Consider the following 21,631-nt stretch of genomic DNA (forward strand, 5'->3'; position numbering starts at 1 on the left):
GCCCGCGTCGGAGCCTACGCTCCGACCTCCTGGTATGCCGCGAAGAGCAGCGACTCGTCGGGGGCCTGCAGCACGGTGGGGCGCGCGAGGTCATCCAGCACGATGAAGCGCAGCATCGCCCCACGGCTCTTCTTGTCGCGCTGCATCGTGGCCTTGAGCGTTTGGAACGCTCCGGCGCGGTAGGTCGTCGGCAGTCCCAGCGATTCGAGCACCGTGCGGTGACGCTGTGCGACGTCGTCGGAGAGGCGGCCGGCCAGGCGCGACAACTCGGCCGCGAACACCATGCCCACCGAGATCGCGGCACCGTGACGCCAGCGGTAGCGCTCGGCGTGCTCGATCGCGTGGCCGAGCGTATGGCCGTAGTTCAGGACCTCGCGCAGGCCCGCTTCGCGCAGGTCTTCGCCCACGACGCGCGCCTTCATGTCGATGGCCAGTTCGATGCACCGGCGGAACGCGTCGCCGCGAGGGTCGACGACACCCTCGGGATCGGCCTCGATGAGGTCGAGGATCTCCGGATGCCAGATGAAACCGGCCTTCACCACCTCGGCGAAGCCGGCGGTCGCTTCGTTCCTCGACAGTGTGTCGAGAAGGTCGAGATCGCAGATCACGGCGGTCGGGGGCCAGAACGCGCCGACGAGGTTCTTACCCTCGGCGGTGTTGATCCCGGTCTTACCGCCCACAGCGGCATCCACCATTCCGAGCACCGTGGTCGGGACCTGCACGAGCGCCACGCCGCGCAACCAGGTCGCGGCGACGAAACCGGCGAGGTCGGTGACCGATCCCCCGCCGAAACCGATGACGACGTCGGTGCGAGTGAAGTCGGCCTGACCCATCACCTGCCAGCAGAACGCGGCGACCTCGACGCGCTTGCCGGCCTCGGCGTCGGGGATCTCGGCGAGCAGCACCTGACGGTCGCCCATCAGCTGCGCGCGCAACGCCTCGGCCTGCTTCGCGAGGGTCGGCGGGTGCACCACGAGCACCTTTCGGGCCGCCGCGGGCAGCCTCTCGCCCAGCGCGGCGAGCAGTCCGCGGCCGATCGTGATGTCGTAGCCGGCATCACCGGCGACGCTGATGGTGGTGGTGTCGGTCATGCCGTCTCTCCGGCCGGCACACGGCGTGCCCAGGCCACGATGTCGTCGACGACGCGAACGAGCGGTCCCGATGACGTGTCGAAGGTGATGTCGGCGGTCCGCTCGTAGACGGACCGCCGTTCGTCGTAGATGCGCTGCCAGCGGGCGACGGGGTCTTCGCCGCCCAGCAACGGGCGCTCGTCGCCGTGGATCCGGGATGCCACGACGTGCGGCGCCACCGTCAGCAGCACCACGCGATGCGCGGTGAGCCGCTCGCGGGTCACCGGATCGAGCACGGCCCCGCCGCCGAGGGCGATTACTCCGCCGCGGGCGAGGGCTTCGGCCACGGCTTCTCGTTCGAGGGCACGGAAGTGGGGCTCGCCGTGGGCGACGAAGAGGGCCGGGATGGGCCCGTGATCGCGCACGACGAGTTTGTCGGTGTCGGTGAACGGCGTACCCAGCGCGCGGGCGACGCGGCGGCCGACACTGGTCTTGCCCGCACCCATCGGTCCGATGAGCACGACGGCCGACCCGGGCGCCGCGTCGGGAGCGGCCTCAGGCGAGGTCATGCGCGAGGAGCCCCGCGTCGGACGCGTCGGCGGTGCGCAGCGTCTCGGGCAGGTTCGCGAGGTAGGTCTCGAGGTTGCGACGCGTCTCGACGATGTTGTCGCCGCCGAACTTGTCGAGTACGGCGTCGGCGAGGGTGACGGCGACCATGGCCTCGGCGACGACGCCGGCGGCCGGCACAGCGCACACATCGGAACGCTGGTGGTGGGCGGCAGCGGTGTCGCCGGTCGCGACGTCGACCGTGCGAAGGGCCTTGGGGATCGTGGCGATGGGCTTCATACCGGCGCGAACCCTCAGCACCGTGCCGGTCGACATTCCGCCCTCGGTGCCGCCCGCGCGGTCTGACGAGCGCGTGATGCCCTCCCCCGTGGCGAACAGCTCGTCGTGGGCCTGCGACCCGCGACGGGTCGTGGTGAGGAAGCCGTCGCCGACCTCGACGCCCTTGATGGCCTGAATGCTCATCAGGGCGTGGGCGAGCTTGGCATCCAGTCGTCGATCCCACTGCACGTGCGAGCCGAGTCCGGGCGGCAGGCCGTAGGCGAGCACCTCGACGATGCCGCCGAGCGTGTCGCCGGCCTTCTTGGCGTCGTCGACCTCGGCCACCATGGCGGCGCTGGTCTCGGGGTGGAAGCAGCGCAACGGGTCGGCGTCGAGCACGTCGACGTCGTCGGGGGTCGGGAAGGCGGCGTCGTCGGGCACGCGCACCGGACCGATCGAGAGCGTGTGGCTGACGAGGCGGATGCCGAGCTCGTTCAGGAACGACCGCGCGATGGCGCCGAGGGCGACGCGCGCCGCGGTCTCGCGGGCGGAGGCGCGCTCGAGGATCGGACGTGCCTCGTCGAAGCCGTACTTCTGCATGCCCACCAGATCGGCGTGACCCGGACGCGGACGCGTGAGGGCCGCACCGCGACCGCGCGACCGGTCGGACAGCTCGATCGGCTCGGGGCTCATGACCTCGGTCCACTTCGGCCACTCGGTGTTGCCGATGCGCAACGCGATAGGGCTCCCGATCGTGAAGCCGTGCACGATACCTGTCGAGAGCGTGAGCTCGTCTTCCTCGAACTTCATCCGCGACCCGCGACCGTAACCCAGGCGGCGGCGCGCGAGTTCGGCGCGGATCTGCGCGGACGAGACGGGAACGCCGGCCGGCATCCCCTCCATGAGGGCGATCAGTTCGGGGCCGTGGGACTCGCCGGCCGTGAGAACGCGAAGCATTCCCCTAGTCTCCCACGAGCGCGGTGCGCATCGCGGCCAGCACCGCATCCTCGTGGACAACCGGCCGCTGCGGGTCGCCTGTGACGAACACGCGCACCTGCAGCAGCGCCTGGTGCAGCAGCATCTCGAGACCGTTGTGCGCGGCCACTCCGGCTCGCTCCCACGCCTGCGCCAGCGGCGTCGGCCATCCGCCGTAGACGACATCGACGAGAGGACCGGACCCGGATGCCAGGATGTCGGCGACCGGGCCGAGGTCGGTCCCTCCGGGCAGCGCCGCTATCGTCGCATCCACCGGGTCGACCCTGTCGTCGTCGATCGCGCGGACGCGCATCTCGACGCCGAGCGCGTCGCCGAGCGCGCGGAGCGACTCGGCGGCTTCCGGCCGACGTGCGCGCGCCTCGATGAGGTCCGCGCCCGCGCGCGCGGCGGAGACGACCGCCGACGTCGCCGTCGCTCCGGCTCCCAGCACGCGCACCGCGCCCGGTGAGTTCACACCGATCTCCACGAGCGCGCGGGCGAGTCCCCCGACGTCGGTGTTGAAGCCGTGGGGGCCGTCGTCGGTGAGCAGGAAGGTGTTGACCGCGCCCGTCCGACGCGCGTCCTCGTCGAGGGAGCGGGCCGTTCGTGCGGCGACCGTCTTGAGTGGCATCGTCAGCGAGAGACCGCGCCAGGTGGCATCCAATCCCGCGAGGTCATCGGTGAAGGCATCGGCCGACACCTGCCGGCGCCCGTACTCCCACTCGAGCCCGAGCACGCCGTACGCCGCCGCGTGCAGCCGGGGCGACCGCGAGTGCGCGATCGGGTCGCCCCAGACGGCCAGGCGCGTGGGTCCGGTCAGCATCCCGAGTTCGGGTTGTCGGCGCACCACGCCCGCCATTGCTCGACGGCCGCCAAATGCTCGTTGTACGTCGAGGTGAACACGGTCTCGCCGGTGTCGAGGTTGACCGTCACGAAGTACAACCACGGGCCGTCGGCGGGCTTCATCGCGGCATCGATGGCGAGATCGCCCGCGTTCGCGATGGGTCCGATCGGCAGGCCCGGATACATGTAGGTGTTCCACGGGTTGTCGCTGTTGCGCGCCTCTTCGGACGTGCTGACCGATCCGCTGCCCATCTCCCCGGCGCCGTACTGCACCGTGGAGTCCATCTCGAGCTTGCCGAACGTCTCCTGGTTGGAGGGCTGCAGGCGGTTCTCGATGACACGCGAGACCTTGTAGAAGTCGTCACTGCTGCGCGCTTCGCGCTCGATGATCGAGGCGATGATGAGGATCCGCTCGCGGTCGCTTTCGGGTACGCCCGCGGTGTCCAGCGACTGCATGGTGCGCTTGACCATCGTGTCGATGACCTGCGCGGCGGTCACACCCTCGTCGAAGTCGTACGTGGCCGGGAAGATCCAGCCTTCGAGCGTGGTGGCGCTCACGCCGTACTGCGAAGGGTCGGCGACGGCCGCATCGAGGTCGGTGCGTGCCAGGCCGAGCTGCTCGGAGATGAGGTCGAGCGACTGCGCGAGCGTCAGGCCCTCGCGCAACTGCACCGAGTAGTCGAGGCGGTTCTCAGGCAGACGGAGGGCCGCGAGCACGGCTTCGGAGGTCATCTGCTGCTGCAGCTTGTAGACGCCGGGCTGGAATGTGAAGGCGACGGAGTTGTCGACCATGTATTTGTAGAGCGAGTTCGACGCCTTCGTGACGCCGGCCTCGAACATCTTCGGCGACACCGATTCTCCGGTGTCTCCCGCGACGATCGTGACACGCGTCTCGCCGGTGGCCTGGCCCGCCTCGAAGTCGACCGGCTCCTCTTGACCGAGGAAGGCCTGCACACGATCCCCGTAGGTGTTCCACAGGGCCATGCCACCGCCGACCACGCCACCGATCAGGAGCACGACGACGGCCAGGGCGATCCACCGGCCGACGTGGCGGCGCTTCCGCGACGGCTGCGGCGCGGGCTGGCCGATGTCGTGCGTGGTGGTCTGACCCGTGAAGAGCTGTTCGAGCGATCCGGATGCCGCAGACCCCGGGGCCGGCGATGCGGCGGCGGAGGCGGCACCGGCACCGGCACCCACGAGAGCGGGCTCGCGTGCGGGTTCGACGTCGCGCGACGGCGTGCTGCGCCGGCGCGGCCCGGGGGCAGCGTCGTTACCGCCCGCGGTGCGGGCGGTGGGGCGGCGCGCTCCGGCGGCCGGCGCGGTATCGCGCGGACGGGCCGGGATCTCCCGTGATCCCGCGTCACGTGGCGGGTCGTTCCGCACGGCGGAGCGTGGTGCGTCATCCGGCGAGACCTCGGCGGCCGGGCGGGCCACCGGAGCGTCCGGCGCCGGCGTGACGTCTTCGGGGGCCGACGGCGTGTCACCGGGTGCGCGGCGCGCGGCGTCGAACCGCGCGCTGTCCGGAGCGTCGGACGCATCGCCGCCCGCCGCGCGGGCCTCGCGAGCGGCGCGGCGCGACGGCGGTGCGTCGTCGGCGCGTGCTCCCCTGCGCGGGTCGGGCAGACGCCCGTAGAGGTCGGCGAACGGATCGCTCTCGGGCGGCTGATTCTCGGGCATGTCAGGCGGGCTCCTGTCCCGGTGATACGGCGGGTCCGGCCGGCTCACCGGACCTTCGCTCCACGTCGAGCGCCTGCTGCAGCAGCACCACAGCGGCGACTTGGTCCACAATGCTACGAGAGTCACGCTGGGAACGTCCTGCCTCTCGCAGAACGCTGTGCGCCGACACCGTGCTGAGACGCTCGTCGACCAGCCGCACGGGCATAGGCAGAGCCGCCGCGAGCGCCTCCGCGAAATCCCGTGCGTCGGTCGTCGACGGCGTGTCCTCACCTCGGAGGTTCAGCGGTAGACCGACCAGCACCTCGAACGCCTCGTACTCCGTGGCCAGGGCGGCGATGCGGCGCACAGACTCGCCCTTGCGCGGCACCGTCTCGACCGGAACGGCGAGTACCCCGTCGGGGTCCGACCGGGCCACGCCCACGCGGGCGCGCCCGACATCTATCCCCAATCGGATGCCGCGCCGGAACGCGGTCACGCGGTGGTCGCCCGCACGTCCGCGACGATGCCCTCGAGTGCCTGCGGTAGAGCCGTGGCATCCGTTCCGCCACCCTGGGCGACGTCGGGACGACCGCCGCCGCCTCCGCCGAGGACGCCTGCGGCCCCCTTCGCCAGAACGCCGGCGGCGAGTCCGCGTTCGCGAGCGGCGTCGTTGGTGACGACGACGACCGTGGCGCGGCCGCTGGTGACGCTCGCCAGAGCGACGACCGCGGGGTCGGAGCCCAGGCGGTCGCGCACCTGCAACGCGAGCGAGCGAACGTCGTCGGCCGACGCGCCCTCCCCCAGGCTCTGGGTGACGACGCGGACCGTGCCGACGGCGACGGCCGACTCGACCAGCTGCGGCAGACGTCCGGTGAGGGCCTGCGCCTCGAACGCGGCGATCTTCTTCTCCGCGGCCTTGAGGCTCGCTGCCAGCTCCGAGATGCGCGTGGTCAGTTGCTCACGCGGTGTCTTGAGCGACGTCGACAGCTGCGACACGATCGCGCGCTCGGCGGCGAGGTCGCGGAAGGCGTCGAGGCCGACCAGGGCCTCCACGCGCCGGTTGGAGGCACCGACCGACTGCTCGCCGACGAGGTTGACCAGCCCGATCTCGGAGCTCCGGGCGACGTGGGTACCGCCGCACAGTTCGCGCGACCAGGGTCCGCCGACGTCGACCATGCGTACCGTGTCGCCGTACTTCTCGCCGAACAGCGCCATGGCGCCGGCGGCCTTGGCCTCGTCGAGCGACATCACGCGCGTGGTCACCTCGAGGTTGTCGCGCACGGCGTTGTTCGCGATGTCCTCGATCTCGGTGCGGGTCTCGGCTGACAGGGCAGAGCCCCAGCTGAAGTCGAACCGCATGTAGCCGGCGCGGTTCAGCGAACCGGTCTGCGTGGCGGACTTGCCCAGGGTGTCGCGGATCGCCGCGTGCACGAGGTGCGTCGCGGTGTGCGCCTGCTGCGCCGAGTGGCGGTTCAGCGCGTCGACGACGGTCGTCGCCGGAGCGCCGACCGACACCTCACCGGTGGTGACCTCCACGGTGTGGCTGATGAGCCCCGGCACCGGACGCTGCACGTCGAGCACTTCGAGCTCGTAGCCGGGACCGACGATGATGCCCTTGTCGGCGACCTGACCGCCCGACTCTGCGTAGAGGGCGGTCTCGGCGGTGATGATCTCTGCGATCTGGCCCTCGGAGGCGCGATCGGTACCGTGACCCGCGATCAGGATGCCGAGGACCTTCGACTCCGTCTGCAGCTCGGTGTAGCCGGTGAACACCGTTTCGCCGAGGGCACGGAACTCGCGGTACGCGCTCTGATCGGCGATGGCGCCCTTGCGGGCGCGTGCGTCGGCCTTGGCGCGGGTGCGCTGCTCGAGCATGAGCTGATCGAAGGAACCGCGGTCGACGGTCAGGCCGGCCTCTTCCGCGATCTCGAGGGTCAGGTCGATGGGGAACCCGTAGGTGTCGTGGAGGAGGAACGCCTCGGACCCCGACAGGGTCGTGCCGCCGCCGATCTTCGCCTCTGCGACCGACTGGTCGAGGATGGCGGATCCCGCCGCGAGAGTGCGCAGGAAGGTCTGCTCCTCGGCGATGGCGTAAGCGGAGAGGCGGGCGTAATCGGCCTCGACCTCGGGGTACGACTCCTTCATCGCGTCGCGCGACGCGGCGAAGAGCTCGGGGAATGTGGCGCCCTCGACGCCCAGCAGGCGCATCGAGCGGATCGCGCGGCGCATGATGCGACGCAGGATGTAGCCGCGACCCTCGTTCGAGGGGGTCACACCATCGGCGAGCAGCATGAGCGAGGAACGCACGTGGTCGGCGACGATGCGCAGGCGCACGTCGTCTTCGTGCGACTCGTGGCCGTACGCCTTGCCGGCCAGCTTCGCTGCGAGATCGAGCACAGGGCGCACCTGATCGGTCTCGTACATGTTGTCGACGCCCTGCTTGATGAACGCGATGCGCTCGAGGCCCATGCCGGTGTCGATGTTCTTCGCGGGGAGCTCACCGACGATGTCGAAGTCGTACTTCGAGCGCACGTTCGTGATCTCGTACTGCATGAACACGAGGTTCCAGATCTCGACGTAACGGTCGTCGTCGGTGGCGGGACCACCGTCGATGCCGTAGTCGGGTCCTCGGTCGAAGAAGATCTCCGAGCAGGGACCCGCGGGACCGGGAAGACCGGTGGACCAGTAGTTCGTGTCCTTGCCGAGGCGCTGGATACGCTCCTCGGGCAGCGGGGTGAGCGAGCGCCAGAGATCGCGCGCCTCGTCGTCCTCTTCGTAGACGGTGACCCACAGGTCCTTCGGGTCGAAGGCGAGGCCGCCCTCCGACTCGGGGGCGGTGAGCAGCTCCCACGCGAAACGGATGGCATCTTCTTTGAAGTAGTCGCCGAACGACCAATTGCCCAGCATCTGGAAGAAGGTGCCGTGGCGGGGGGTCTTGCCGACCTCCTCGATGTCGTTGGTGCGGATGCACTTCTGCACATCCGCCGCGCGCGGGTAGGGCGGCGGCACGACGCCGCTGAGATACGGGATGAACGGCACCATGCCCGCGACGGTGAAGAGCAGGGCCGGGTCGTCGGTGACGAGCGAGGCCGAGGGGACGATCGTGTGATTCTTCTTCTCGAAGAAGTCGAGGAAGCGCTGGGCGATCTCGGCGGTTTTCATGGCGGGTCTTTCCGTGCGCGTGCGCGCTTCGTCCAGCGGCGGCGGGACGGAGGGCGCGGAGAGGTCAGTCGGAGGGCGAAACGGTCTTCTTGGCGGCCGCGGCGGCACTACCGACAGCGTCGGTGGCGTGATCCACGGCTTCCGCGACGTGACCCGCAGCAGAGGCGGCGACGCCTTTGGCATCGTCGAGGATGTCCGACAGGCGGGTCTCCTGATCGTGGTACGCGTCGCTCATGTGGTCGGTGAACTCGCCGATGCGGGAGTCGAGCTGCGCGAGCAGCTCTTGACCGCGGGGGTCTTTGTTGACGAGGTGGGCGGCGACGAATCCGCCGGCGATGCCCAACGCGAACCAGACGAGGCTTTTCACGATCACCACTTCTTCCTCGATGAGACGCCGCGTTCGCGGCATCCTTCATCGTAGGCGACGGCCCCTGTGCACCGCGCAAGAGAGATCGATGGATGCCGTCTCCCCGGGCCGCCGTGACTGTTCGAGTCGGTCGCCGCGGCAGCGTGCCGGCTCCGCGGCGGACGTGACGCAGGAGCTTCGCCCGATCCGGCCTCCGGGCCGGCGATCGCGGGCCGCCTCGGGTAGTACTCCTGCGTTGTATCCGCCGACACGGGTCCGGCCACGTGACGCCGCCCGGACCCGGGCGCCGCAGGCAGGCCGCGGACCGGCACAGGATGCCGCGTGCGCGGGAACGACGAAGGGCGCCGGGGAACCCCGACGCCCTTCTCTGCTCGCTGGATCAGCGGGCGGCGTAGTACTCGACGACGAGCTGCACGTCACAGGTGACGGGCACTTCGGCGCGCTTGGGGCGGCGCAGCAGGCGGGCCTGAAGCGTCGACAGGTCGACCTCGATGTAGCCCGGGACGGGGGGCAGCACTTCGGCGTGCCCGCCGGCGGCGGCGACCTGGAAGGGCTCGAGGCCCTCGCTCTTGGTCTTGACGTGGATCAGCTGGTTCGGCTTGACGCGGAACGACGGGCGGTCCACGAGCTGGCCGTCGACCAGGATGTGGCGGTGCACGACGAGCTGGCGAGCCTGCGCGGTGGTGCGGGCGAAGCCCGCGCGCACGACGAGGGCGTCCAGACGCATTTCGAGCAGCTCGACCAGGTTCTCACCCGTCAGGCCGTCGGTGCGACGCGCTTCGTTGAACGCGATGCGCAGCTGCTTCTCGCGGATGCCGTACTGCTCGCGCAGACGCTGCTTCTCGCGGAGACGAACGGCGTAGTCGCTGTCGGCCTTGCGCTTGGTGCGGCCGTGCTCGCCCGGAGCGTAGGGACGCTTCTCGAGGTAGCGGGCGGCCTTGGGGGTGAGCGCGATGCCGAGGGCTCGCGACAGACGCACCTTGCGGCGGTCCTGAGACTTCGTGGTCACGAAGTTCTCCTTCCGATGACGTGGCCGCGCCTTTCACGGCTCACGGGCGTATCGCCCCCTTCCGCCCGATCCGAAGCGCACGCCGGGGCGCACCGGAGGGTGATCACAGAAAGGAGGGGATGCCCGAAAACCCTGTTTCGAGCCGGTTCATGCTATCAGAGCCGCCCGGACGGCCCGTGTGCGTCGCTCAGGTGCCGTCGAGGATGCGGCGGATCTTCTCGAGCCGCGCCGACACGTCGCGCTCGGCGCCGTGGTTCGTGGGCTCGTAATAGCGGCGTCCGCGCAGCTCGTCGGGGAGGTACTGCTGCGCGACGATGCCGATCTCGCTGTCGTGGGCGTACTTGTATCCCTTGCCGTGGCCGAGGCGCTTCGCCCCGGGGTAGTGCGCGTCGCGCAGGTGCATCGGTACGCGGCCGAAACCCCCCGCTCGGACGTCGGCGATCGCGGCGTTGATGGCGTTGTAGGCGGCGTTCGATTTCGCGGTCGTGGCGAGGTAGACGGTCGCCTCGGCGAGGGGGATGCGCCCCTCGGGCATGCCGATGAAGGCGACGGCGTCGGCGGCGGCGACGGCGATCTGCAGCGCCTGGGGGTCGGCCATGCCGATGTCTTCGGCGGCGGAGATCACGAGGCGCCGTGCGATGAACCGCGGGTCCTCTCCGGCCTCGATCATGCGCGCGAGGTAGTGGATCGCGGCATCCGGGTCGGATCCGCGCACCGACTTGATGAAGGCGCTGATGACGTCGTAGTGCTCGTCGCCCTGCCGGTCGTAGCGCAGCAGGGCTCGGTCGACGGCCTGGGCGATGTGGTCGGCCGTGATGACCGTCGTGGGCGCGGTGGCGTCCCCGGCCTCCGCCTCACCGTTCTCGTTCTCGACGTCGTCGGCCTCGCCTTCGTCGTCGCTCTCATCGGCGGGTGCCGGTGCCGCCGCGTCGAGGTCGCCCGCGACGGCCGCCGCTGCCTCGAGGGCGGTCAGCGCGCGCCGGGCGTCTCCAGATGCGAGGCGGACCAGGGCGGCCCGGGCGTCGTCGTCGAGCTCGACCCGGCCCGCCAGGCCCCGCGGGTCGCGCACGGCGCGGTCGACGAGAGCTCCGAGGTCGTCGTCACCGAGCGGCCGCAGGGTCAGCAGCAGGGAGCGCGACAGCAGCGGCGAGATGACCGAGAACGAGGGGTTCTCGGTCGTCGCGGCGATGAGCACGACCCACCCGTTCTCGACGCCCGGCAACAGCGCGTCTTGCTGGGCCTTGGTGAAGCGGTGGATCTCGTCGAGGAACAGGATGGTCGACTGCCCGTAGAGGTCGCGCTGCGTCAGGGCCTCTTGCATGACCTCGCGGACGTCTTTCACGCCCGCCGTGATCGCCGACAGCTCCACGAATCGCCGCCCCGACGACCGGGCGATTGCCTGAGCGAGCGTTGTCTTACCCGTGCCGGGCGGGCCCCACAGGATGACGGAGACGGCGGAGACGGATGCCGACGAGTCGGTCGTGGCGAGAGTGACCAGCGGCGAACCGGGACGCAGCAGATGCCCCTGCCCGGCGACCTCGTCGAGGCTCACGGGCCGCATGCGCACGGCCAGCGGCGTCTGGCCCTGGAAGAGCGCCGAAGAAGGGGTCACCGGTCCAGGCTAACCGGGGCCCCCGACATCGGACCCGTCTTCGCCGGCACCGTGCGGCCGGGGAGCCGCGGGGGCTGCGGGCGCGGTGTTTGTAGGATCGACGAGTCCGGACGGGCAGAGGAGGTCGATGTGGCGACGCGCGGAAATGACCGGCAGACGCGGGAGCAGCGGGAGCGTGCCCGCGCCTACCAAGCGCGGCTCGAGCTGCATGAACGACAGGGACACCGGCGCACGCGCGACAACGTGATCGCGCTCGTCGTGGGCCTCGTCGTCGTCCTGGGGGCGATCGGCGCGCAGACGGCCTACTTCGTCGCCGGGCCCGGGACGCCCGAGCCGGTGCCGACGTCGACCTCCACCCCGAGCACCCCCGCGACCGAGGCGCCGGCGACTCCGGTACCGGATGCCACGGAGTCCGCCGCACCCTGATCCTGTGTCGGCGGGGCGGCTCGTACTAGGCTCGGAGGGTCCTTCTCCCCCAGGCGGCTCTGCCGCGATGAGGTGCTATCCGTGTCTTCCGCTTCCACCCCCGAGACCTCCGACCCGCGCGACGCCGCGAGCAACGCCGAGGCCGACGCTTCTTCCACGACCGAGGTGCAGACCGACGAGGTCTCCCCCACCGCCGGTGAGCAGACGGCTCCGGACGTCGACGGCGCGGACCGCGAACCCGACGGGGTTCCCGACGTCGACCCGAGCGCCGAGGTCGAGCCCGTCGCGGACGACGAGGCTGCTGCCGCCGCCGAGTCCGTCGGGGCCGAGCCTGACTCTGGCGACGAGCCTGCCACGGACGAGCCTGTCGCCGATGCCGAGACCGTCGCCGACGTGTCCGAGGCCGGAGAAGCGGAGCCCGTCGCCGAGGCCGAGCCCGTCGCTGACGCCGAGACCGTCGAAGATGACGACTCCGCCCAGGATGCCGAACCGGCGTCCGCCGCGCCCTCCCCCGCGCAGCCGGCGGCACGCCCCGGCCCGCGGCTCCCCGGTCCGCCCCCCGGTGCGACGGCCTCGAAGACCACGACCCCGCCGTGGGGACGCGTCGACGACGACGGCACCGTGTCGGTTCGTGAGGGAGACGATTGGCGCGAGGTCGGTCAGTACCCCGACGGCACGCCCGCCGAGGCCCTCGCGTACTACCAGCGCAAATTCTCCGACCTGGCCGGCGAGGTCACGCTGATCGAGACCCGTCACCGCCGCGGCGGTGCATCGGCATCCGATCTACGCTCCACCGCCAAGACGCTGCGCGCCAAACTCGACGGTGCGGCCGCCGTGGGCGACCTCGCCGCCCTCATCGCCCGCGTCGACGCGCTCACGGCCGAGCTCGCCGAAGCCAGCGAGACTGAGGCCGTCGCTGCCAAGCAGGCCAGCGAGGAGGCCGTGCGCGAGCGCACCGCGATCGTCGAAGAGGCGGAGGCCCTTGCGGCGCGCGACCCGCAGAGCGTGCAATGGAAGCAGATGACCGCCGACATGACGGCGCTGTTCGACCGGTGGCAGGCGCACCAGCAGAACGGCCCGCGCCTGTCGAAGTCGACCGCTCAGCAGTTGTGGCGTCGCTTCCGCGACGCGCGCGCCACGGTCGATCGCCACCGCCGCGAGTTCTTCTCGTCCCTCGACGAGACGCACAAGTCGGCACGCGAGGCCAAGACGCGTCTCGCCGAGCGTGCCGAGGCGCTCGCTCCGCGCGGCGAAGACGGTATCAACGCCTACCGCGACCTGCTCGACGCGTGGAAGGCGTCGGGACGCGCGGGCCGCAAGGTCGACGACGCGCTGTGGGCGCGCTTCAAGGCCGCCGGCGACGCCCTCTACGGGGCGCGCATCGAGCGGGAGTCCGCCGAGAACGAGGCGTCGAAAGAGAAGATCGAGCAGAAGCGCGCGCTCCTCGAAGAGGCCGCCCCGATCGTCGACGAGAAGAACCTCGCGACCGCTCGTCAGAAGCTGACCGCGATCCAGCGCCAGTGGGACGATATCGGTCGCATCTTCCCGCGAGACAAGGAGCGCACGCTCGACGATGAGCTGCGCAAGATCGAGCTGAGCGTCCGCACGCGCGAAGACGCCGACTGGAAGCGCAACGACCCCGAGCAGAAGGCGCGTGCGAACGACATGACGCGTCAGCTGACCGACGCCATCGACAAGCTCGAGGCGGAGGTCGCCGGGGCCGAAGCCCGCGGCGACAAGCGCGCCGCCGCACAGGCGAAAGAGGCCCTCGAGGCTCGTCGCACCTGGCTGCGCGCGCTGGGCGGCTGATCGGTTCTCCACAGGTCCGACGCTCCGGCGTCCTGGGCGACATCGCCCCGCCACACTGGCGGGATGGTGTCGCCCTTCCTGTTCTTCGCCGACGAGCGTCTCTCGCTCGCCGAACTGACCGCCGCGTGCCTCGATGGTCTGCTCGTGCCGCTCGGCGAGGGGTTCATGCCCGCCGACGCCGCCGAGACGCCGTGGATGCGTGCGCGGAGCCTGCTCCCCCTGCTGGGCGAGCGGTGGGCGGCCGTGCGCGGCAGCGCGGCGTGGATCCACGGGGCGGTGTCGGAGGAGCCGACGCCGCATCACGTCCAGAGAGCGGGTGCGACCCGTGCGCGGGCGCGTTCCGACGCCCGCACGATCTTCCACGATGTGCGTCTCGATCCCGTAGACGTGTGCGCGATCGCGGGTGTGAACGTGAGCTCACCCGAGCGGACGCTCGTCGACCTCGCTCGTTCCGACGACACTGTTGACCGGGATCTCGCGCGCACCTGGGCGAACACCGATCCACTCGTTCGCCGTTCGGCTGAGGAGTGGCTCGCACGGCATCCGCGGTTCCCTCATGGACGACGCGCGACGGCCCTGCTGACGGGGCCTACGACGAGGTGACGCGGTAGACGTCGTAGACGGCGTCGATGCGTCTGACGGCGTTCAACACTCGATCCAAGTGCACGGTGTCACCCATCTCGAAGACGAACTTGCTGAGGGCCAGCCGGTCGTTCGTGGTCGACACGGTCGCCGACAAGATGTTGACGTGGTGCTCGCTGAGTACCCGCGTCACGTCGCTGAGCAGCCCCGATCGATCGAGCGCTTCGACCTGGATCTGCACGAGGAACACGCTCTTGGTGGTCGGCGCCCACTCGACGTCGATCAGACGGTCGGGTTCTTCCTTCAGCGATTTGACGTTCGTGCAGTCGCCACGGTGCACCGAGACACCGCTTCCGCGGGTCACGAATCCGACGATCTCGTCGCCGGGGACCGGTGTACAGCACTTCGCGAGCTTCACCAGGATGTCGGGGGCGCCGCGCACGAGCACGCCGGAGTCGCCGCCGCGCGGAGCCCGGCTGCGTCCGACGGGGATGTCGATGGGGCCGGTGTTGGTCTCTTCGACGCTGACGAGGGCCGTGACCTTCTCGATCACCGATTGCGTCGAGACGTGTCCTTCGCCGACCGCGGCGTACAGCGCGGAGACGTCTTCATAGTGGAAGAGTCGTGCGACCTCGGTGAAGGAGTCCTGGCTCATCAGGCGCTGCAACGGAAGGTTCTGCCGGCGCATCGCTCGGGCGATGGAGTCCTTGCCCTGCTCGATCGCCTCTTCGCGGCGCTCCTTCGTGAACCACCCGCGGATCTTGTTGCGCGCGCGCGTGCTCTTGACGAAGCCGAGCCAGTCCTGGCTGGGGCCGGCGTCGGGGTTCTTCGAGGTGAAGACCTCGACCACGTCGCCGCTCTGCAGCGTGGACTCCAACGGCACGAGACGCCCGTTGACCTTCGCCCCCATGGTGCGGTGGCCGATCTCGGTGTGTACCGCGTAGGCGAAGTCGACGGGCGTCGCCCCCGTGGGAAGACCGACGACGCGGCCCTTGGGGGTGAAGACGTAGACCTCTTTCGCGCCGATCTCGAACCGCAGCGAGTCGAGGAACTCCCCCGGATCGGCGGTCTCGGCCTGCCAGTCGGAGATGTGGGCGATCCACGCCATGTCGGCGTCGACGGCTTTGGCATCCGACTTCGTGCCGGCCATGCGCTCTTTGTACTTCCAGTGCGCGGCGACGCCGAATTCGGCCTGCTGGTGCATCTCGTGCGTGCGGATCTGGATCTCCACCGTACGCCCGCCCGGACCGATCACCGTCGTGTGGAGCGACTGGTAGAGGTTGAACTTCGGGGTCGCGATGTAGTCCTTGAAGCGCCCGGGCAGCGGCGTCCATCGCGCGTGGATCGCACCGAGCACGGCGTAGCAGTCGCGCACGGTGCCCACCAGGATGCGGATGCCGATGAGGTCGTAGATGTCGTCGAACTCACGCCCTCGCACGACCATCTTCTGGTACACGGAGTAGAGCTGCTTCGGCCGGCCCATCACGCGGCCGCGCACGCGCAACTCGCGCAGATCCGCGTCGACGGCGTCGATGACGTTCTGCACGTACTGCTCGCGCTGCGGGGTGCGTTGCTTGACGAGACTCTCGATCTCGGCGTAGAGCTTGGGGTGCATCACGGCGAACGAGAGGTCTTCGAGTTCGCTCTTGATCGCCTGGATGCCGAGGCGGTGCGCGAGCGGCGCGTAGATCTCGAGCGTCTCGGTGGCCTTCTTCGCCGCTTTGTGCGGCGGCACGAAGCCCCAGGTACGCGCGTTGTGCAGGCGGTCGGCGAGCTTGATCAACAGGACGCGGATGTCTTTCGACATCGCCACGATCATCTTGCGGACGGTCTCGGCCTGTGCACTGTCGCCGTACTTGACCTTGTCGAGCTTGGTGACCCCGTCGACCAGCATCGCCACTTCGTCGCCGAAGTCGGCGGCCAGTTCGTCGAGCGGGTAGCCGGTGTCTTCGACGGTGTCGTGCAGCAGGGCGGCGGCGATCGCCTTGGGGCCGAGGCCGAGCTCGGCGAGGATTTGCGCCACCGCGAGCGGGTGGGTGATGTACGGCTCACCACTCTGGCGCTTCTGACCGTCGTGCGCCTTGTCGGCGACGGCGTACGCGCGCTCGATGATCGCGAGATCACCCTTGGGGTGATGGGTGCGTACAGTACGCAGCAGCTTGTCGACGTCGTCGCGGCGTGCGGCACGGGAGAAGATGCGCGGAACGAGGCGACGCAGAGAGGACGGCGGTGGCGCTGAGGACGCGGTCTCGGTCATCGCCACCTCTCCCCTACGGCCGTTCGTTCAAGTCTACGCCCCGACGGGTGAGGCCCCGACATGTCGTCGGGGCCTCACCTCAGGACGGGCGTTGCGATGCGGGTCCGCCCTCAGGCCGGAACCCCTGCCTTCTCGCGGGCGGCTCGCACGCGCGCGTCGCGCTGGGCGACCGGCTTCTCTTTCTCGCGCAGGAGGGCGTACATCGGCACGGCGACGAACAGCGTCGAGTACGCCGCAACGATGGTGCCGACGAAGATCGACAGCGAGATGTCGCTCAGCGTGCGGGCGCCGAGGGGCACACCGATGAAGAGGATCGCGCCGACCGGCAGGATCGCGACAACGGTCGTGTTGATCGAGCGGATGAGCGTCTGGTTGGCGGCGAGGTTGACCGACTCCGCGAACGTGCGACCGGATATCTCGCCGTCTTCCCGCGTGTTCTCACGCACTTTATCGAAGACGACGGTGGTGTCGTACAGGGCGTACGACAGGATCGTGAGGAAGCCGATGACGGCGGCCGGTGAGATCTCGAACCCGAAGACGGCGTACACGCCGATGGTGATGACGAGCACGTCGACGAGGCCGATGATCGCCGCGACCGACATCTTCCACGTGCGGAAGTAGATCGCCAGGATCAGGAACGTCAGCGCGAGGAAGATGGAAAGACCCCACAACGACTGGCGGGTGACGTCGTTGCCCCAGGTCGGGCCGATGAACGAGTTCGTGATCTCCGACGAGGGCACGTCGTAGGCGGTGGCGAGCGCGGCCGACACCGCCTGCGCCTCGTCGTTGTCGAGCTGGTCGGTCTGTACGCGAACGGCCTGGTCGTTGATCGTCGACACGCGCGTGGTGGCGCCCGGGAGCACCGACGCGACGGCCTCGGTGGCGAGGGACTGGTCGAGGGATGCCGGGTTCGACACCGTGAACTGCGCACCGCCGGTGAACTCGATGGAGAACTGCACCGGGCGGAACAACGGCACGAGAGCCGCGCCGATGACGAGCACCGCGGCGATGATGAACCACAGGCGGCGACGCTGCACGAACGGGAAAGAGGTCTTGCCCGAGTAGAGGTCGTTACCGAGTTGCGTCATGGAGCGCATCAGTTGTCTCCCTCCTTCGTGGAGCGGCTATCGCCGCGGCCGGCGGCGGCGAGTTCGGCCTGCTTGCGTTCCGCGATGGTTTGACGGCGCTGGGCCTCGCCGCGTGAGCGCTTCGCGCGCGAGGCGTCGGCGACGGGGGCGCGGAACTCTGCGCGCCCGCGGTAGACGGCTCCCAGCGCGTGGGGGTCCATGCCCGAGAGCGGGTGGCCCGAGCCGAAGAACCGAGTGCGGGCCAGTAGCTGCATGACCGGGTGGGTGAAGAGGATGAAGATCAGGATGTCGATCGCGGTCGTCAGGCCCAGCGTGAACGCGAAGCCCTTCACCGTGGCATCCGCGAGGATGTACAGCACGACGGCGGCGAGGATGTTGATCGACTTCGAGATGTAGATCGTGCGCTTCGCGCGAGCCCAGCCGTCTTCGACCGCGGCCGTGATCGACTTGCCGTCTCGCAACTCGTCTCGGATGCGTTCGAAGTAGACGATGAACGAGTCGGCGGTGAAGCCGATCGTGACGATCAGGCCCGCGACGCCGGCGAGCGACAGGCGGAACCCGGCACGCCAGGCCAGGATGCACAGCGCCACGTACGTCAGAACGGCCATCACGCCGAGCGAGGCGATGATCACCGTGCCGAGCGCGCGGTAGACGATCAACGAGTAGATCGCGACCAGGCCCAGTCCGATGAGGCCGGCGATGAAGCCGACCTGCAGCTGCTGCGATCCGAGGGTGGCCGAGACGGTGTCGGAGCTGACGACGGTGAAGCTCAAGGGCAGGGCACCGTACTTCAGCTGGTCGGCGAGAGCCTTGGACGACTCCTGCGTGAAGCTGCCGGTGATGCTCGGACGGCCGTCGAGGATGGTCCCCTGCATGACGGGCGCCGACAGCACCGAGCCGTCGAGGACGAAGGCGAACTGGTTCAGCGGCGGCTGCAGCGCGACGAGGCGCTGGCTGATCTCGCCGAACGTCTGCGTGCCCTGATCGTTGAAGACGAGGTTCACGGCCCAGCGGCCGGTGTTCTGCTCCTGGCCATTGGTTGCGTCGCTGATGTCGGTGCCGTTGAGCTCGACGGGGCCGAGGATGTACTTGCCGCCGTCGTCGATACCGCACGTGATCATGGGTTGATCGGCCGGGGCCTCGGAGGGGTTCGACGGAGGGTTGGCGCAGTCGTACGCGAGGAACTCCGCCTGCAGGGCCGGCGTGATGTAGGCCGGGTCGCTCCCGTTGGTGGGCGATGCGGTCGGCGTCGCAGGCAGGGCGGGGTCGGGCGTCGGGTACGGCGTGGAGTTGCCGTCCTCGCCGACGAACGAGGTCGCCTGCGAGCCCGTGAACAGCACCGGACGAAGCTGCAGCTGAGCAGAGCTCTGGATGCGCTCACGCGTCGCCTCATCGGCTTGGCCGGGAATCTGCACCACGATGTTGCGACCGCCCTCGGTCGCGACGTCGGTCTCACCGACACCGGACGCGTCGACGCGCTGGCGGATGATCGTGACGGCCTGCTGCAGCTGCTCACTGTCGGGCGCTGCGCCGTCGGTGGTCTGGGCCTGCAGGATGATCTGCGTGCCGCCCTGGAGGTCGAGGGCGAGGTCGGGGGTCCAGGAACTGGCATTGAAGGTGTACACACCCAGGGCGTTGATGCCGAACAGCACGCCGGTGATGGCGAGCAGTCCGGTCAATACGCGCCAGGCGTGACGGACGGGAGTCGAGGGCGCCACGGAATCGGCTTTCTGTGCGGCGGTGAACGAAAGGGAAAGGGAAGGGGATCAGACCGCGGGGCGGTCCTTGTCATCGCGGTCGACGTCGACGGTGTTCTGGCGCGCGGCGCGCTTGTCGTCGCTGATGGAGGTGGTGTCGCCGTCGGCGACCCCGGCGATGTACTCGGCCTCGGATTCTTCGGCCTCGATGAACTCGTCTTCGGTGACGGCTCCCTCGATCGGGTCGACGATGCGGAGCACGGCCTGGCTGTGCACCTTGATGACGATGCCGGGGGCGATCTCGACCAGCGCGGGCTTGTCGAGGTCTTCGCCGTCGTATTCGACGATGGTGCCGTACAGACCACCCTGCAGCAGCACCTCGGCGCCGGGAACGGTGTCGCGGGCCTTCTTCTCCTGCTCGGCCTTCTGCTTCTTCATGCGGCGGCGGGAGCTCACGAACATGAACACGAGCAAGCCGGCCAGCAGGAGGGGAAGGAGGAGACTATCCATGGAGGCGGTGCACCTTTCAAATCAGGCGCGCCGTGCGGCACTGCCTAGCGGGGGTCGGGGAATCCCTCGCCGAGTATAGGTCATACGCCCTGGCTGAACCGGAGCAGGCCGTCGGGGTGGGGAGCGCCGAGGTGGTCGTACGCCTCGGGCGTCGCGACACGGCCACGGGGCGTCCGCCCCATGAATCCGATGCGCACGAGGTAGGGCTCGACGACGGACTCGATCGTCTCGGGCTCCTCGCCGACGGCGACGGCCAGCGTGCTCAGCCCCACCGGACCCCCGCGGAATCGACGCACGAGGGCGTCGAGCACGGCGCGGTCCAGCCGGTCGAGGCCGATGGCGTCGACGTCGTAGAGATCGAGTGCGGCGCCCACCGTGCGAAGGTCTGCGTGGCCGTCGTCGGCACCGACCGAGGGGCCGTGCACGACGAGGTAATCGCGTACGCGGCGCAGCAGACGGTTGGCGATACGGGGCGTGCCGCGCGAGCGGCGGGCGATCTCCGACCGCGCCGTGCCCGGGAGCCCCACGTCGAGCATGGATGCCGAGCGGGAAACCACGAGCTCGAGCTCTTCGGGCTCGTAGTACTCCAGGTGAGCGGTGAAACCGAAGCGGTCGCGGAGGGGGTTGGGGAGGAGTCCTGCGCGGGTGGTGGCGCCTACGAGGGTGAACGGAGAGAGGTCGAGGGGGATGCTCGTCGCGCCCGCACCCTTACCCACCATGATGTCGATGCGGAAGTCCTCCATCGCGAGGTAGAGCATCTCTTCCGCCGAGCGCGCCATCCGGTGGATCTCGTCGATGAAGAGCACCTCGCCCGGCGTGAGCGACGACAGCAGCGCGGCCAGATCGCCCGCATGCTGGATGGCCGGGCCGCTCGAGAGCCGCAGCGGCCGACCGCTCTCGTGGGCGACGATCATCGCGAGCGTCGTCTTGCCCAGTCCGGGCGGGCCCGACATCAGGATGTGGTCGGGCGAGCGCTGCTGGATGCGAGCGGCGTCGAGCAACAGCTGCAGCTGCGCGCGCACCTTGTGCTGGCCGACGAACTCGGCGAGCGAGACGGGGCGCAGAGCCCCCTCGATCGCGAGCTCGGTCTCGTCGTCCGGCGTGCCGGCGTCGCGGACGTCAGCCACCCACGGTCTCCTTGCGCGCGGGGCCGAGCAGCGCGAGCGTCAGACGCAGCAGGCTCTGCACCGACGCACGGTCGCCGTCGGAGGCGTTCTCGGCGACGGATGCCACGGCCTCGGCGGCGGTGCGTTCACTCCACCCGAGCCCGATCAGCGCCTGCGTGACCTGCAGGGGAACCTGCCCGTGCGCGCTGACGGCGGCGGGAGCGGTCGTCGGAACGACGGCGAGTTTGCCCGCGAGCTGCACGACGATGAGTTTCGCGGTCTTGGGGCCGATACCCGACACGCGACGGAAGGGCGCGTCGTCGTCGTCGGCGACGGCCTGGGCGATCTGCGGCACCGTGAGCGATGACAGCACGCCCAGGGCGGACTTGGGCCCGACACCGGTCACACTGATGAGCTGCGTGAAGACGGTCAGTTCTTCGCGGCTCTCGAAACCGAATAGCGACAGTGCGTCTTCGCGCACGATGAGGTTCGTGTGCAAGTGCACGTCTGCTCCGACGTGGACCGCGCGTGCCAACTGCGCGGTGACGGCGACCGAGAAGCCGACACCGCCCACCACGACCACGAGCGAGTCGTCGGCGACATGGGCCGCCGTCCCGTGCAGCGAAGAGATCATGCC

At 69.7% G+C, this 21,631-nt stretch carries 19 protein-coding genes; 3 read left to right on the forward strand and 16 right to left on the reverse strand.

What is annotated here, in order from left to right; translation table 11 throughout:
* Nucleotides 1-14: 14 nt before the first annotated feature.
* From aroB to ACXKZF_RS07375, 10 genes are all read right to left on the reverse strand, one after another.
* Nucleotides 15-1,091 carry a 3-dehydroquinate synthase gene (gene aroB, locus ACXKZF_RS07330; RefSeq protein ID WP_243223190.1) on the reverse strand — a complete coding sequence of 359 codons (1,077 nt, stop codon included), beginning with the start codon at nt 1,089-1,091 and terminating at the stop codon, nt 15-17.
* Nucleotides 1,088-1,639, reverse strand: coding sequence for a shikimate kinase (locus ACXKZF_RS07335; protein ID WP_488985846.1), 552 nt, complete (start codon nt 1,637-1,639; stop codon nt 1,088-1,090). The genes aroB and ACXKZF_RS07335 overlap by 4 nt, the downstream gene beginning before the upstream one ends.
* Nucleotides 1,626-2,852, reverse strand: coding sequence for a chorismate synthase (gene aroC / locus ACXKZF_RS07340; protein ID WP_314456278.1), 1,227 nt, complete (start codon nt 2,850-2,852; stop codon nt 1,626-1,628). Before aroC ends, ACXKZF_RS07335 begins: the two co-directional genes overlap by 14 nt.
* A gap of 4 nt (nt 2,853-2,856) precedes the next feature.
* Entirely contained in the window at nt 2,857-3,720 is an 864-nt protein-coding gene (locus ACXKZF_RS07345; RefSeq protein WP_488985847.1) for a shikimate dehydrogenase, read from the reverse strand.
* Nucleotides 3,687-5,390 carry an endolytic transglycosylase MltG gene (gene mltG, locus ACXKZF_RS07350; RefSeq protein ID WP_488985848.1) on the reverse strand — a complete coding sequence of 568 codons (1,704 nt, stop codon included), beginning with the start codon at nt 5,388-5,390 and terminating at the stop codon, nt 3,687-3,689. Before mltG ends, ACXKZF_RS07345 begins: the two co-directional genes overlap by 34 nt.
* Before the next feature lies 1 nt (nt 5,391).
* A complete protein-coding gene (ruvX, locus tag ACXKZF_RS07355) occupies nt 5,392-5,865 on the reverse strand; it encodes a Holliday junction resolvase RuvX (protein ID WP_243223541.1) in 474 nt (157 codons plus the stop codon).
* Nucleotides 5,862-8,531, reverse strand: a complete 2,670-nt coding sequence (alaS, locus tag ACXKZF_RS07360) for an alanine--tRNA ligase (protein ID WP_488985849.1) — start codon at nt 8,529-8,531, stop codon at nt 5,862-5,864. The genes ruvX and alaS overlap by 4 nt, the downstream gene beginning before the upstream one ends.
* Before the next feature lie 64 nt (nt 8,532-8,595).
* Complete coding sequence (locus tag ACXKZF_RS07365) at nt 8,596-8,940, reverse strand: ATPase (RefSeq protein WP_235561248.1); 345 nt, start codon at nt 8,938-8,940, stop codon at nt 8,596-8,598.
* Between the two features lie 337 nt (nt 8,941-9,277).
* Nucleotides 9,278-9,907, reverse strand: coding sequence for a 30S ribosomal protein S4 (gene rpsD / locus ACXKZF_RS07370; protein WP_055954772.1), 630 nt, complete (start codon nt 9,905-9,907; stop codon nt 9,278-9,280).
* A 187-nt stretch (nt 9,908-10,094) separates the two neighbouring features.
* Nucleotides 10,095-11,519, reverse strand: a complete 1,425-nt coding sequence (locus ACXKZF_RS07375) for a replication-associated recombination protein A (RefSeq protein WP_488985850.1) — start codon at nt 11,517-11,519, stop codon at nt 10,095-10,097.
* Nucleotides 11,520-11,648: 129 nt separating this feature from the next.
* Between ACXKZF_RS07375 and ACXKZF_RS07380 the strand changes: the two genes are divergently transcribed.
* From ACXKZF_RS07380 to ACXKZF_RS07390, 3 genes are all read left to right on the forward strand, one after another.
* Complete coding sequence (locus tag ACXKZF_RS07380) at nt 11,649-11,945, forward strand: dioxygenase (protein WP_488985851.1); 297 nt, start codon at nt 11,649-11,651, stop codon at nt 11,943-11,945.
* A gap of 81 nt (nt 11,946-12,026) precedes the next feature.
* Nucleotides 12,027-13,754 (forward strand): DUF349 domain-containing protein, encoded by a 1,728-nt coding sequence (locus tag ACXKZF_RS07385; protein WP_488985852.1) that lies wholly within the window; start codon nt 12,027-12,029, stop codon nt 13,752-13,754.
* A 63-nt stretch (nt 13,755-13,817) separates the two neighbouring features.
* On the forward strand, nt 13,818-14,357 hold the full coding sequence (locus tag ACXKZF_RS07390; RefSeq protein ID WP_488985853.1) for a type IV toxin-antitoxin system AbiEi family antitoxin: 540 nt from the start codon (nt 13,818-13,820) through the stop codon (nt 14,355-14,357).
* Here ACXKZF_RS07390 and ACXKZF_RS07395 read toward each other — a convergent pair.
* The 6 genes from ACXKZF_RS07395 to ruvA all read right to left on the reverse strand — a co-directional run bounded on the left by ACXKZF_RS07395 (nt 14,344) and on the right by ruvA (nt 21,628).
* A complete protein-coding gene (locus ACXKZF_RS07395) occupies nt 14,344-16,593 on the reverse strand; it encodes a RelA/SpoT family protein (RefSeq protein WP_488985854.1) in 2,250 nt (749 codons plus the stop codon). The two genes, ACXKZF_RS07390 and ACXKZF_RS07395, sit on opposite strands and share 14 nt — an antisense overlap.
* A 110-nt stretch (nt 16,594-16,703) precedes the next feature.
* A complete protein-coding gene (gene secF / locus ACXKZF_RS07400) occupies nt 16,704-17,690 on the reverse strand; it encodes a protein translocase subunit SecF (protein ID WP_055954756.1) in 987 nt (328 codons plus the stop codon).
* A complete protein-coding gene (gene secD / locus ACXKZF_RS07405; RefSeq protein WP_488985855.1) occupies nt 17,690-19,399 on the reverse strand; it encodes a protein translocase subunit SecD in 1,710 nt (569 codons plus the stop codon). Before secD ends, secF begins: the two co-directional genes overlap by 1 nt.
* A 48-nt stretch (nt 19,400-19,447) precedes the next feature.
* On the reverse strand, nt 19,448-19,888 hold the full coding sequence (locus tag ACXKZF_RS07410) for a preprotein translocase subunit YajC (protein ID WP_055954750.1): 441 nt from the start codon (nt 19,886-19,888) through the stop codon (nt 19,448-19,450).
* A gap of 80 nt (nt 19,889-19,968) precedes the next feature.
* Nucleotides 19,969-21,015, reverse strand: a complete 1,047-nt coding sequence (ruvB, locus tag ACXKZF_RS07415; protein ID WP_488985856.1) for a Holliday junction branch migration DNA helicase RuvB — start codon at nt 21,013-21,015, stop codon at nt 19,969-19,971.
* Nucleotides 21,008-21,628 carry a Holliday junction branch migration protein RuvA gene (ruvA, locus tag ACXKZF_RS07420; RefSeq protein WP_055954743.1) on the reverse strand — a complete coding sequence of 207 codons (621 nt, stop codon included), beginning with the start codon at nt 21,626-21,628 and terminating at the stop codon, nt 21,008-21,010. The genes ruvB and ruvA overlap by 8 nt, the downstream gene beginning before the upstream one ends.
* Nucleotides 21,629-21,631: the final 3 nt, after the last annotated feature.

Source organism: Microbacterium sp. ABR10 (genome assembly GCF_057812175.1).